This window comes from Legionella maceachernii, assembly GCF_900167045.1.
Lineage (GTDB): Bacteria > Pseudomonadota > Gammaproteobacteria > Legionellales > Legionellaceae > Tatlockia > Tatlockia maceachernii.
Window position 1 is genome coordinate 17,951 of the sequence record NZ_FUXJ01000006.1, and the last position, 12,562, is coordinate 30,512.

Consider the following 12,562-nt stretch of genomic DNA (forward strand, 5'->3'; position numbering starts at 1 on the left):
ATTAGCCTCCCTGCATTGGCACAATCAGGTCTATCCGATCGTTTTCATGTAACAACGTCGTGCCGTAAGCAGCGCGGGGTATCAATTGATTATTGATCGCAATTGCAAAATGCAGTTCCATGTAATGATGAGCCAATAAAAACGCTTGCAAAGATTCATTCGCTTTTACTTGATATTTTTCATTATTAAGATAGATATTGATCACGTGAAGCACTCCCAAATTTCTGGATATCGAATCGATTGATGCTGGCCGCTAAGGCTTCGTAAAATTTCCTCCGCTAATGCGGGGGCTATGAGATACCCATGACGATAAAGTCCGTTAACCGCAATCAGTCCATCGGTCGATTTGATACAAGGCAAATGATTGAATAACGTAGGTCGACAATGCGTTACAGTTTTGATAATACGCGCCTCTGAAAATCCGGCATGCACGTAATACGCTGCCGTTAACAGCTCCAATGTTGTGCGCACCGAAATTGGGCTAAGATCATTTGCTTCAATTTCACTTGCTCCAACGAGGTAAACATTTCCTGGTCTAGGTACGATATAAAGATTATAACGAGGGTGTAAAACCCGGAGAGGTCGTTTTAATTGCACCTCTGGCGCATGTAACCAAATTAACTCCCCTCTCAGTGCCCGTAAATTGTTAAACGTCTCATGAGCACCTAACCCTCGGCAGTCAAACACCAGGTCAAAATGATGTGTACTGATGTTTGTAGTGATTGATCGCGGCGCGATAGCAATAACCGCGGTGTTAACATGAAGGGTCAGGTTATTGATGTCAAAATAATTTTGCAGGGCAGACATGAGTGATTGGCAATCAATATGCCCTTCATCGGGAAAATAATAAGCACTCTCGAATTGGGTCAGCTCGGGTTCTAATTGCCTTAAGTCAGTCTTATTTAACGGTTTAAAAAAAGACCGATTTTGCACCATCTGGCTTGCAATACGTCGGCTGAAAATCTGCCACTCTGCCTGATCACGAGGATGACATACCACGAGGGTTCCGGAACGTTGAAAATAAACAGATGCTGACAACTGCTCAATAATACGCGGCCAATGTATGCCAATTGATTCTTGACCGAGATAAGAAATCAATGCAGTTGCCTTATCTAATTCTGAAAAGGGCGTTAGTAACCCAGCGGCAGCTAGACTGCAATTGGAAGCACCGAAACTTTGATCAAAGAGCGTCACCTGCCATCCTGCATTGTGCAATGCAAGCGCAAGCAAACGCCCCATGATGCCCATACCAACAATTCCTGCTTGCATAATTACTCTTCGAGACAACAAGCAATTGGTTCTAAATCAGAGTACGGGACTTTAGGTAAAAACGCATTGGTATAACATTGAGTGATATCAAAAGCTTTATCAATGATATTTAAATGCTGCGTATAACGCCCTACTTTACTCCAGTCCCTTTCTACATTGTGTAATGATCGTGAGAAAAAGGGTAACGTATGGGTGAAAATCTTTTGGTACATGGGCGTGCGTAATTGTGGTTTTGTTTGGCACAATAATTCATAGGCTTCTTCGGGATGTTCTGTCGTAAAAGCCGCGCCTCGTTGCGTTGCTCTCAGAAACCCTTGGACTAATTCAGGGCGCTGCAGCGTTTGTTCAGGAACAATGAATTGAATCGAGCAAAAGCAACAACAGCCAAGCCCCGCTAACTGATCAAGACGCAAAAATACGGTTTCGCCTTTGCGCTGTTCCAGTTCAATGCGTTGAAAGTTAATAAATCCAATGCCTGTATCAATCACATCACGACAAATCGCATCCGTCACATTCATCCCAATCCGGATTGCTTGATAACTTAAAGGATCAATTCCGGCAAGCTGGGCCAAATCATCTATGATTTTCTTACCAAACTCACCAATGTAACCCACGCGTTTACCCACAATATCATGGAATGAATGTATTCCGCTTGATTTTAATGCAATCAACCCAGTCGGTGGCTCATCAAGCAATGTTCCAATAGAAGTCACTGGATATCCCTTCGCTTTCGCTGCCACCGTATGAATCATCGCCTTTACGCCAAAATGGACATTTCCTAACCCCACAAGTTCCGTCACATCACTGGGATCAGCAGGTTCTAAAATGGCAAGTTTAATGTTCTCCTGTGTATAAAAACCGAGTTGTTCTGCCACAAAAATGGGGGTGTGATAAGGATTTGCGTACCAATTTAATAGCAAAGTGGTTCGAGTAGATAAATGAGATGACATCGCCATAACTCCTCTATGAATATGAATAAATCGGGAGATGGCAAAAGGGATCCTGTCCTGTAGAAATAATAGAACATGGATTTATTGAAGGCGTCCTTACGCTGATATGACTCAGATCAAGTTCGACGGGTAAATTCTCAGTCGGTTTCCCGACACCCCGCGCCATCTAACAAACACGGTTATGCTATATGCTAATTTTTTGTTTGTCAAAATATCGCTTGCACCCTATTTTATGCCTACTGCCTGTACCGGCTTTTAGCAACCAGATTTCGCATTTCTACTCAATTGAGGAACTCTGTTTCGTTCAAAGCCAAAAAGGTGGTATCATGGCCAGCTTTGATAATTTCTAGCATTTTTCTATGCATGCGGAAACCTTAAGAGCGACGGCTTTTATCACCGTGAATTTGGATTTTTTCTCTGCGCCCTTCCTTAATCAAGTTGAATTTCAGGGCTGGGTTGCTAATTCTGGCCAAGAGGGCAATATTAAAAATTTAACCGACACCCTGTATCTTAGCTTAACAAACCCCGTCTCCTATCTTGCAGAGTTTATTGACGCACTCATTGGCAAAGCACTAGGCCCCAAGGACACTGCCTGCCTACGCTACGGCGATAATCAAAGGTTAATTGCTTTGTTTGAGCAAAATAGATCGCTAACAAAAACAATTGTGTACTTAGCTAGAAACCCCGCGATTAAAAAATGGAATGAAGACCATCCTGAGATAGTGAATAAAACGAGAAAAATAAATCAATTAATGAGTGCGTTGGCCTTTTTTCGAGAAAAATCTGAAAAAATGGCTGAAACCGGATTTATTGATGAGGCCAGATTAGGATTTCAACTTATTGATGATATCAAAAAAGAAATGGTTAAATTAATCGATGCCATACAAGACGACTCCAATTCATTTTATAAAAATTGCGTCACTTATATCCATCAAGCAAGATTACAGTTAACTAACCATTGGGATTATAAACAAATTCTTAGGCATTTACTTTTTGTAATAAGCGATAACTTTAATCGCGCCTTTCCCTGCTTACAATGTAATTCTTTTTTTAACGAACGATCTGAATACATTACCTCGTTAGGTTCCATCGAAAAAACAGCATGCGCTATTAAGCAAAGAAACTCGATTTAAACGGAAAATGTTAATCGCGCAACCGCATCATTCTTAGCATCTAGCGCATCAACCAGTTGATTTAAGTTGTCCATATATTCCAATAAAATTTGCTGCAACGATGGATTCTCCACGCATTTGGTGACGGGCACGGCTAAAATCTGCTCTCGTATACTCGACAGTTTTTCTCGCAAATCGGAGGTAGATGAAGGGTCTTTTGCAAGTTTATAAGCCTCCTCAATTGCCAACACTAAATTTTCTTTGTTAAATCGAGGAAAGAATTCATCTAATTCGCCAGCAATCCTACAAGCAAATTGATGTAATTTACCAAAAGCAGTGGAAATAAAAAGCGTCTCATTGTCTTGCATCAATAATAGCGCTCGAATACTGCTTATTTCATTATGTAGCCTATTAATAAGTAAAATGCTATTTAGGTAGTTATTATCTGATCTTTGCGTTATGCATTCAAATAATGATCGAGCACTAAAAAAACCAACGCTCTTCGATTTTTCTTGGGTGAGAGATTTCGAAAAAACACTGTTGAGGTAAATCATATCCTTATTTCCTGAATCCATCCCTTGTTGAATATATTGCCGTCCTAAAGCGGTATAGTGACTATTCCAATAGGATTTCTTCATCCAAAAGCTCAATATTTCACCGGCCCGAAATAAAAAAACTTCGTCGTGAGAGTCGGAATAATTTTGTTGAATAAGACAACGTATTAAATGGGCGATACCGGTGCTATCACCTGCCTCTCCTGCATCAACAAATAGGTTGTTCAATAGTTTTTGCCAAACAAAGATATCTTTTGCAATGGAGGTTTGTCCTTTTCGTAAGTGCCACATCAAATCATTCAGCCCTTCATAACTCCCTAATTTGAAAGCAATAATAAAATAGTCAATCGCTTTTTTTCCTTCTTTGATGGATAAAGAAAGCTTATTGCAGTGAGTACCTGCATAGATGGAAGCAAGATAATGTGCTGCGTGCTGATTTTCAAGCAGTACGGATTGCTCTAAAAAATGAATACCTCGTTTGAATTCCGACTCACTCACTTTATCTTGTGAAGTGAAGAACACCCCAAGGCAAAACAAAGCTAATGATTGCAAATCATCTGAATGGGAATAAACCGTTGATTCCAATTTTTGTAGGGTGATGTCTTTTTTAAATTCGCTACATTGAGAACAGTTTTCAGGATGATTTTCATCGATATGAGTAGCAACATAAGCAACATGCATCGCCGTCTTCCAAACGGGCCGTAGCTCTTGTACGGATAAATAAGAAATTGCTGAGGCGGATTCTGTCATCGCTGATTTATACGGACGTTTGGTCAACCAGCAATTATACTCGATTTATCAACTCCAATCCATTCTGCTCCCATCTAAAAACATTTGCTCAAATTTAAAGCCCTTAAGGCTTAGGTAATTATGTGTCCACTATAATTACATTATGTGCATTAAAAATTCTTTTCATGCCTAGTTTGATTAAAAATTTAGCGGACTTTAGCGGCCAAGGGGTAAAAGACAATTCGGGTGGACACGCTGCCAGCGTGTATAAGAAAAAACCTAAAGAAAAACAAAAAGAAGGCAGCCAACGAGATAAGAAATCATGGTTTCTCAAAGAGGCTTATTCTCCCACAGAGCCTTTAGAGCTCGAGGTTATTGCAGGTGAATTATACCGCTTCTGGATCGGTAATACCCAACCTAAAACCCGCTTGGTCAGCGACAAGAGCCGCTTCATTGCCTCAGAAGGGGTTCCGGGGTTTCATACCTTTCAATCGATAATGGCCGAAGGAGGTGAGCCTAAAGATTATAAAACGTTAGCTCGTATCCTAGTTTGCTCCTTAGTCTTAGCTGAGATTGATTTAAAATCAGATAACATCGGCAACAATAGCAATGGCTGCGCAGTTAAAATTGACCACGACTCCTCATTGTGGCCTATTGTCATAAAATTAATGTCAATCCAAAATGACATTAACAAAATAGAATTTACTTTTGAAGATTTAGACAAGATCTTATATCCACCCAATTACAAGGTCAGTGCATGGGCAGGTGGATTAAGTAAAGAAATAAGAGACAGACTTGCAGCCAGCGAAGCGTTCCAAACCGAAGTCTATGCACAAGTACTCAAGTTATTAGTTTCACCTCCTGAATTAATAGCGATGATTCAAGATTTGAATGCACCAGCTGATCTTCAATTAAAACAGGAGATAAGCGAATTTATTCAAGGGCGTCTTAGTTTACTGAAAAAAGAAGCGCTAAAAAGCCGAGGATTTCGGCAGTTTGTTTCGAGCCTAGAAGTCTCTGAACATAAACAATTTTTATGCGAGGAGCTTAGCGAATTTTTATCGGAAAATAGAGCCTATGTCCCAACTTTTAACATTGAACAATCCATTACTGATTCCTTGCAAGAAATAAGAACTTCAGTCGATGATTTTAACAAAATTCTCTCTTTAAAAGAGCGACTAATGCTGAATCCCCTTAATGCAGAACATCTTAAATACTGGCAAAGCAAAACCACCTTTATCAAAGGCCCCCATGGGATCCTGTTAGGAGGTGCAAAAGTCACATTAGAGGGTGAAACCTATAGTATCCCAACCAAAATTGCCCAAATCATGAAACTGAATTCAAATAGGTTTTCTTACACAGAGTATAAAGATGAAATTGATAAGATTAGGAAACCCCTTCCAAGCTCAGGGATGTATTCCTTCTTTGAAGAAATGAGAGACGAAATAACCCAAGATAAGACAACAAGATTATTTTATAAAATCAAAGACATTGAGGACCTTAACCTCAAAGAATTCGATGGGAATCCCAACAATTCATTAACATCCCCCTCAAAATAGTTAGGACGGACAAACACCTGTTTTGTTTAACCAGCTAGTGTTATCATCACTACGTTCAACTTAGGGTCATATCAAGTAAACTAGGCTTCAGTCCCCAATACAGCTTGTGCAATGATCCGTTCCGAACCTAACCCGTATGGAGGCCCATTATGGCAAAAAATAAAATTGCGAAGCAGGAAGAAATAATAACGCCTGATAGTTTCGACTTCATGTTTTCCGATGATTTACCCCCTTTTGATGAAGCAAATATGACCGGTGCAATTAATGGACTGATTGAAGCCAGTAATCAACAAATGAAAATTGCTTTCGAACTCACTAAATTAATTGCGGGGAATAATAATAACGAAGAGCAGGTATTTTCAGTGTATAAAAAAGCAGTAAAAATAGTCTGCGAAAACTATTCATTAAAAAACCTATTAAATGAACTTGAAATTTCTTAGATAAGGAAGATCACGATGACTCAAGCAATACCCGACGGATTTCATACCATTACCCCCGCTCTGACCTTTAAAGACAGCAAACAGGCCATTGAATTCTATCAAAAAGCATTTAACGCCAAGCCAATGACTGTTTTCCCCCACCCGAGCGGTAAAGGCATCATGCATGCTACTTTGAAAGTGGGTAATTCCATTATCATGATGGGTGATGAAATGAATGGAGGAGAAAATTGCTCTAAAAGCGTGGAGACGCTTGGAAGCTCCCCCATTGGCTTTTTCATGTATGTCTCAGATGTGGATGCAGCGTTTAAGCAAGCAGTAGCCGCTGGCGGTCAAGCAATGATGCCTGTAACAGAGATGTTTTGGGGGGATCGAGTCGGCCAGATTAAAGATCCTTTTGGTTACTCGTGGATGATAGCCACCCACATACAAGATTTAACTCCAAATGAAATCACTCGGCGTGCTGAGGCTTTTTTTAGTGCTCACGCTAAAAAATAAATGCCCATTTTAGGAATGCCCTAAGCAAGAAGCAAAATCCTTTTAGAACATCGAGTAAGTGGATAAAAAAGGCTTATTCAAGCAAGCGTTGACAAACTACAGGTATTGCGACTAGTTTGTAACAACAAATGGCTTTGAACTTCGTGGAGTAATCATGCGCGCTAAAGGGATTTTTTTGCATGACCCAGGGCATTTAAACGGTAGTCAATGCATTTTCTTTGCTCTCCTCTTCCTCACTATTTCCTGTTTTTCTTATGCCGCGCAAAGCATGGGCATGCGGGGAGGGCGTTATTGCGAAATTATAATAGGAAAAAAGCTTACAACTTATCTTGTTTATAATACATGGGGCCTAAATGATTGTCCTGAAAATCAGTGGAAAACGCTATCCGTCTCCCAGCTAAAAAAAGAAACAGGTTCCTCCTTTATCCACCTGAATGGGCCTCGTTATTGGGTTTTCGATGGGTTTAAAAATACCCATTTAATTAATCCGGATGTAAAAACATTTAATGGCATTACCATGCGAGAAGCGGGTGTTCTTTATATCAGTTTGTCTGATTTATTTTCTTTCGAACACCCTTACCAGAAACACAAAGTCCAGCGACAAACCACATGGATTTATCAAGCGGGTAAACCTGTGTACGAGCTCATTGATTCTCAAAGCAACGTGTTCGTCATGCAATCTTATAGCGCACAAAAAATGACTCAAAACGAAAATTCACTCAGCCAATTAGGCGCTAAATTAAACTTACCGAAGGGGTGGAAGTTCAAAACAGGAATTTTAAAAAAAGAAGAAACAATTCAAGCCATTAACCAGTTGGCGATCGTCGTCCAAGACGATTTCTTAAACACTTATCAGCAATCAACTCATGACTTTGTGCAATAATTATCTTGTAAACATTGTTTTGATTTGCTTTGTGGCTGACTCATGAAAGAAGTTGAAAATATAATAAAAGAAGCAATTGAAAATCAAAAGGTTATCCACTTTGACTATAATGGCTATTCGCGTCGGGTCGAACCCCATCACTATGGGCTGTTAAATCAATTCAAGCAGCTTCACGGTTACCAAATCGGTAATGGGAGTAAAAGTGGCAAAGTACCTCAATGGAAAAATTTTCGACTTGAGCGCATTCGCAATATTTCCATTGATCATGCAACGGCTTTCGCACGGCGCAACGATCACAATCCTTTAAATTCGCATTATTCCAAAATCTTAAAATCCGTTGAGACAAACAAGCGCTCTAAACGACACAGGCCAATTTAAATTCATTCCATTACTTGCCTAGAATCACAACATCTCTTGAAGGACTTGCCGATGTGGCTCAGAAGAAATCGCTTCTCAGCTTAATAGCAATGACAATCCTTTATTCGGGCCTACCAACGCTCACAGGAAAGGGCATGATTGCGACAGATTTGTCCTCGCTTTGAATCTGTTTTTTTACATCAACAACGAAAAATCCACCACGCGCTAAACTAGCACCGGTAAGAATTTCTTTTAATTTTCGATACAATACAGACCAGAAATCATTATGACGGTGTTCTGCTAAAGTCTCTTTTATTTGCTCAAGCTGTGTTTGCAGATCCGTTATCACTTGTTCTGGATCGGTATCAGCCAAAAGTGCACTCTCAAGATCGGCAATTTTCTGTTTTTTATGGGTCAATAACGGATCGATATCGCCCAGTGGCTTTACATTGCCTTCACCCGCTTCCAGTGTCAAATGACGGTCATACTCTTGCAAGAGTTTATTGACTGATAAGAGCTGATACGTTTGCTTAATCCATTTTTGTTGCTCATTCAGAGCCAAATTTTTTGGCATCTTTTCCAAAGTTTTATTCACGATGGTGCATAGCACTTCGCTTTCCTTTTCTGAAACCGCCTCGTTTAAAAATTTACTTTGCAAAGCCATTAAAGTAAGCAAGCAGTTCTGATTATTTGCGAGCTGAATCAATCCCTCCTTGGTGTTAAATCCATCAGTTTCATGACTAGCAAACCAAGGTTGAGGGGAATAAAACATCTGTTTGCAAAAAGCGTCTCGCCCCCTTACCGTCTCCTGCTTTTCAAAATCCTGTAAGTACTGCAGTCTTTGGGCGTGGAGTTGCAGGTATTTTTGTAATAGGCCTTGAGGAGATAAATAATGCTGATATACCGTAAGGAGGTATTCTCGCTGAGCTGGAGAATCAGCAAAATCATCACTTAACACATGAGCTGCCAGTTGAGGGGCCACACCCGCTAACGAACAAGCTATCACCTCGCGTACTCGATCAAAATCATTTTTTCGTTCATCAATAATGACAATTCGGCTCCCAATCACATTATGATCGCGGCTCCCATTCGACTCCGCACTAATGGAAATTTCAGATGGCTGTACCAACGGCAGATTCGCAGAGGCTAATTGCTTTTTAACTGCATCAAGATCCGTATATGCCACAATATCGAGCATTCCGCCTTTACTGCGATTTTTCCTGTTTTGAGCAGGCTTACTGAGGATATCGGGATCATTGCTACGATACGTAGAAAACTGAGACTCCCGAACATTACCCAAGGGCGCGATCATCAAGCTTTGCATGTCCTCGTCATAAGGAGCCTCCCAAGCGCAGCGATTGATTGTTTTATTTCCATCGGCATAAAATCGATTACGTGTATTCGCGTCATAACCACTGCAGATCAGATGGGGGATTGCCTCCTTTAATTCATCCCAAGAAGTCACTTTTCTCCGGTGTAGGCGATGTACATTGGCCCAATCTTGCGCTCTTACTGCATCATGAAACGCATCTAAATGAGCGTTGACATTATCAATAGTGAATAGAGCAGCTTTACCTGCAATCGTCTTAGAGATTCTTATTCGACTGAATATCCCACCTTTATTAAAGGCACTGCTCAAGCGCTTAGGGCCTCTTCTTGTTACTGTACTCTCTATCGCTTCAATTTTAACTTCTTTCTTGTGCAGAATGAGAGTCATCATTCCTGTTTTATTGTGGAAATGAGTACCAAATTTGGTGTGGGTCACCATGTGAGGGCTGGCTCTTACGATTAATCCTTTCTTATCGGCCATTTGTCTTAGTGCTTGTATGGCCCAATCAAAATGAATTTCTTGGCAATTGAGGATAAATAAATCGGCTTGCGAACTTGAAAGCTGAGAAACTAATTCTGTGGATGCTTGCTCACCTAAAGAACCATTCCCACAGTTCAAGGTGAAAACACGCATTTTTAAAGGCATAATCAAATCTCACTGACCGTATAAGGGCTCAACTATACACGAAACTCACAGCTCTGGCCAAAATCTACACATCCGACATGGCATCATCATTTCCAAATATCGCACAATTTTATTGTAATCAGCGCGGTTTTTAATAAAATGGTTAAGTCTGAAAATAAAATATACTCAACCTACTTCAAATACTGAGTTTTGGGTATAAATCAGCTACGCTAATATTAATAACCCTAAACGCTCGAGATCGCCATGCGCAGCTTAAATCTTTTTGAAAGTATCCTTTGCGAAATTGATGCTGCTTTACGGACTCTAGCCCCTCCTGCGCATCGAATTTCCCTGCGAAAATCGCCCGCTGAAAACCTACCTGAGTCCCACTTAAATTCGCAAGAAAGGCGGCATGTGGCTGGGTTAATGCGGGTAAATCATGCGGGTGAAGTCTGCGCACAAGCTTTATATCAAGGACAAGCACTCACAGCACAGCTTGCTCATGTCAAAACGCAGATGGATGAAGCTGCCGCTGAGGAAATCGACCATTTAGCTTGGTGTGAGGAACGATTACTCGAATTAGGCAGTCAACCTAGTCTCTTAAACCCCATTTGGTACTTAGGCTCCTTTATTATTGGCAGCTTAGCGGGCATAGCAGGGGATCGCTGGAGTCTAGGTTTTGTGGCAGAGACCGAGAGGCAAGTCACCGAGCATTTGCGAAACCATTTACAAAAACTGCCCCTTCAGGATGAAAAATCAAAAGCGGTTCTTGAGCAAATGCATGAAGATGAGGCCCATCATGCCGATGTAGCTAAAGAGGCTGGCGCTGCTGAACTTCCCTTATTTATTAAAAAGTTAATGAGCAGGGTGTCTAAATTGATGACCTACTCAAGTTATCATCTATGACCAATTTACTGCTTATTCTCATAGCCATCGTTTTGGTTCTGCTCAATGCTTTTTTCGTTGCGGCTGAATTTGGTATGGTAAAATTGCGCCACACTCGCGTAGCGATGATTAAAGACGCCTACCCTTGGCGTGGAAACATCTTAGCTAAAGTGCATCATAGCCTTGATGCTTATTTATCCGCTTGTCAGCTTGGTATTACACTCGCTTCTCTCGGCCTTGGCTGGATTGGTGAACCCGCTTTTGCTCGCTTGCTTAGCCCAATTTTCTCCTGGATAGGACTCACTAAACCAGGTCTGATTGAATTTACCAGTTTTGTCGTCGCGTTTTCGTTTTTATCGTTTTTGCATATTGTAGTAGGTGAATTGATGCCAAAATCATTGGCGATTCGTCAAAGCGAGCAAATCTCTATATGGACCGCGATTCCATTGTATTTTTTCTATTGGCTCATGTACCCTGTAATTTGGCTTCTTAATTCGTGTTCGAACCTTTTGCTCAAAAGTTTAGGGTTAGATGTAATCCATCCAGGAGAACAATACCACTCCAGTGAGGAAATTAAACTGATCTTACGCTCCAGCCAGCTTCACGGAGAATTAACTCAACAAGAAAGCAGTATCCTTGCCCATACACTTGAGCTAGCGGATCTTGATGTCAGTGACATCATGCGTTCTTATGATGACATGGTCATGCTCAATAACCCTATTTCGAGCAAAGCATTAATGGACACATTAAACCGTTATCATTACAGCCGCTATCCCGTTTATGATAAAACCCAAAAACACATCATTGGTATTTTGCACGTTAAGGATTTGCAACCGCTCTTACTTGACGTAGAAGATAAAAGGGAAATTTCTCTCGAAGGAATATTAAGGCCAGTGCCCAAAATCTCCTACAGACTACCCGTATTAACCTTGTTACGTCAATTTCAGGAAGGAATGCCACATTTTGCTTTAGTTTATGGACGACAAAATGCTATTGTTGGTTTTGTAACCCTCGATAATTTATTGCACTTAGTCATTGGTGTTATTAAGGACGAGTTTCATAAGACTCAGGAAGCCTGGATAGCCAATGAGGATGGTAGCTTAACTGTAAAAGGCGATTGCCCTTTATATGCGCTTGAGCGCGCCTTGCAACGTGAGTTAATTTTACCTGTTGATGAAGAAGAAGAGGTAACTACCATCGCGGGTTTAATTTTGCATAAACTGGGCGCTGTACCCAAAGAGGGTGAAACAATTAGCTTTCCTGATTTTTCTGCTACTATTGAACATATCCAAGGAGCCCGAATTAGGCAAGTAAGGATTAAACCGAAAGCGAAAAGTGGCCTTTAGTTGATATATTTGACTGAAGGCGATTATTT

The 12,562-nt window shown here is 40.7% G+C and carries 13 protein-coding genes and 1 riboswitch; of the genes, 8 read left to right on the plus strand and 5 right to left on the minus strand.

Features of this window, described 5'->3' with window-relative positions; translation table 11 throughout:
* Nucleotide 1: 1 nt before the first annotated feature.
* Genes thiS through B5D33_RS05935 form a run of 3 tightly spaced genes read right to left on the minus strand, consistent with a single transcriptional unit; the run spans nt 2 to nt 2,225 of the window.
* Nucleotides 2-205, minus strand: coding sequence for a sulfur carrier protein ThiS (thiS, locus tag B5D33_RS05925; protein WP_058453588.1), 204 nt, complete (start codon nt 203-205; stop codon nt 2-4).
* Nucleotides 202-1,269, minus strand: a complete 1,068-nt coding sequence (locus tag B5D33_RS05930) for an FAD-dependent oxidoreductase (RefSeq protein WP_058453589.1) — start codon at nt 1,267-1,269, stop codon at nt 202-204. The genes thiS and B5D33_RS05930 overlap by 4 nt, the downstream gene beginning before the upstream one ends.
* A gap of 2 nt (nt 1,270-1,271) precedes the next feature.
* Nucleotides 1,272-2,225: an ABC transporter substrate-binding protein gene (locus B5D33_RS05935; protein ID WP_058453590.1), complete on the minus strand. Its 954-nt coding sequence runs from the start codon at nt 2,223-2,225 to the stop codon at nt 1,272-1,274.
* A 70-nt stretch (nt 2,226-2,295) separates the two neighbouring features.
* Nucleotides 2,296-2,389: riboswitch (TPP riboswitch) on the minus strand.
* A gap of 189 nt (nt 2,390-2,578) precedes the next feature.
* Here B5D33_RS05935 and B5D33_RS05940 point away from each other — a divergent pair.
* On the plus strand, nt 2,579-3,352 hold the full coding sequence (locus tag B5D33_RS05940; protein ID WP_058453591.1) for a hypothetical protein: 774 nt from the start codon (nt 2,579-2,581) through the stop codon (nt 3,350-3,352).
* Here B5D33_RS05940 and B5D33_RS05945 read toward each other — a convergent pair.
* The gene (locus tag B5D33_RS05945; RefSeq protein ID WP_133140937.1) at nt 3,349-4,662 is read right to left on the minus strand and encodes a hypothetical protein; all 1,314 of its coding nucleotides are present in this window, start codon (nt 4,660-4,662) and stop codon (nt 3,349-3,351) included. The two genes, B5D33_RS05940 and B5D33_RS05945, sit on opposite strands and share 4 nt — an antisense overlap.
* Before the next feature lie 137 nt (nt 4,663-4,799).
* Here B5D33_RS05945 and B5D33_RS05950 point away from each other — a divergent pair, with 137 nt between their 5' ends.
* From B5D33_RS05950 to B5D33_RS05970, 5 genes are all read left to right on the plus strand, one after another.
* Nucleotides 4,800-6,173: a hypothetical protein gene (locus B5D33_RS05950; RefSeq protein ID WP_156415034.1), complete on the plus strand. Its 1,374-nt coding sequence runs from the start codon at nt 4,800-4,802 to the stop codon at nt 6,171-6,173.
* Nucleotides 6,174-6,322: 149 nt separating this feature from the next.
* The gene (locus tag B5D33_RS05955; protein ID WP_058453594.1) at nt 6,323-6,613 is read left to right on the plus strand and encodes a hypothetical protein; all 291 of its coding nucleotides are present in this window, start codon (nt 6,323-6,325) and stop codon (nt 6,611-6,613) included.
* A 15-nt stretch (nt 6,614-6,628) separates the two neighbouring features.
* A complete protein-coding gene (locus tag B5D33_RS05960) occupies nt 6,629-7,108 on the plus strand; it encodes a VOC family protein (RefSeq protein ID WP_058453595.1) in 480 nt (159 codons plus the stop codon).
* 154 nt (nt 7,109-7,262) lie between these two features.
* Nucleotides 7,263-7,991: a hypothetical protein gene (locus B5D33_RS05965; protein WP_058453596.1), complete on the plus strand. Its 729-nt coding sequence runs from the start codon at nt 7,263-7,265 to the stop codon at nt 7,989-7,991.
* A gap of 42 nt (nt 7,992-8,033) precedes the next feature.
* Nucleotides 8,034-8,369 (plus strand): WYL domain-containing protein, encoded by a 336-nt coding sequence (locus tag B5D33_RS05970; RefSeq protein ID WP_058453597.1) that lies wholly within the window; start codon nt 8,034-8,036, stop codon nt 8,367-8,369.
* 100 nt (nt 8,370-8,469) lie between these two features.
* On the opposite strand, the gene B5D33_RS05975 is transcribed toward B5D33_RS05970, so the two are convergent.
* Nucleotides 8,470-10,323: an exonuclease/endonuclease/phosphatase family protein gene (locus B5D33_RS05975; protein ID WP_058453598.1), complete on the minus strand. Its 1,854-nt coding sequence runs from the start codon at nt 10,321-10,323 to the stop codon at nt 8,470-8,472.
* Between the two features lie 243 nt (nt 10,324-10,566).
* Here B5D33_RS05975 and coq7 point away from each other — a divergent pair, with 243 nt between their 5' ends.
* Nucleotides 10,567-11,208 carry a 2-polyprenyl-3-methyl-6-methoxy-1,4-benzoquinone monooxygenase gene (gene coq7 / locus B5D33_RS05980; RefSeq protein WP_058453599.1) on the plus strand — a complete coding sequence of 214 codons (642 nt, stop codon included), beginning with the start codon at nt 10,567-10,569 and terminating at the stop codon, nt 11,206-11,208.
* The gene (locus B5D33_RS05985; RefSeq protein WP_058453600.1) at nt 11,205-12,533 is read left to right on the plus strand and encodes a hemolysin family protein; all 1,329 of its coding nucleotides are present in this window, start codon (nt 11,205-11,207) and stop codon (nt 12,531-12,533) included. Before coq7 ends, B5D33_RS05985 begins: the two co-directional genes overlap by 4 nt.
* The last annotated feature ends 29 nt before the right edge of the window (nt 12,534-12,562 follow it).

What these genes read in the sequence shown, in the direction of transcription:
- B5D33_RS05930 (WP_058453589.1), bottom strand. Translation starts at nt 1,269, where the DNA reads ATGCAAGCAGGAATTGTTGGTATGGGCATCATGGGGCGTTTGCTTGCG.
- B5D33_RS05935 (WP_058453590.1), bottom strand. Translation starts at nt 2,225, where the DNA reads ATGGCGATGTCATCTCATTTATCTACTCGAACCACTTTGCTATTAAAT.
- B5D33_RS05940 (WP_058453591.1), top strand. Translation starts at nt 2,579, where the DNA reads ATGCATGCGGAAACCTTAAGAGCGACGGCTTTTATCACCGTGAATTTG.
- B5D33_RS05950 (WP_156415034.1), top strand. Translation starts at nt 4,800, where the DNA reads ATGCCTAGTTTGATTAAAAATTTAGCGGACTTTAGCGGCCAAGGGGTA.
- B5D33_RS05955 (WP_058453594.1), top strand. Translation starts at nt 6,323, where the DNA reads ATGGCAAAAAATAAAATTGCGAAGCAGGAAGAAATAATAACGCCTGAT.
- B5D33_RS05960 (WP_058453595.1), top strand. Translation starts at nt 6,629, where the DNA reads ATGACTCAAGCAATACCCGACGGATTTCATACCATTACCCCCGCTCTG.
- B5D33_RS05965 (WP_058453596.1), top strand. Translation starts at nt 7,263, where the DNA reads ATGCGCGCTAAAGGGATTTTTTTGCATGACCCAGGGCATTTAAACGGT.
- B5D33_RS05970 (WP_058453597.1), top strand. Translation starts at nt 8,034, where the DNA reads ATGAAAGAAGTTGAAAATATAATAAAAGAAGCAATTGAAAATCAAAAG.
- B5D33_RS05975 (WP_058453598.1), bottom strand. Translation starts at nt 10,323, where the DNA reads ATGCCTTTAAAAATGCGTGTTTTCACCTTGAACTGTGGGAATGGTTCT.
- coq7 (WP_058453599.1), top strand. Translation starts at nt 10,567, where the DNA reads ATGCGCAGCTTAAATCTTTTTGAAAGTATCCTTTGCGAAATTGATGCT.
- B5D33_RS05985 (WP_058453600.1), top strand. Translation starts at nt 11,205, where the DNA reads ATGACCAATTTACTGCTTATTCTCATAGCCATCGTTTTGGTTCTGCTC.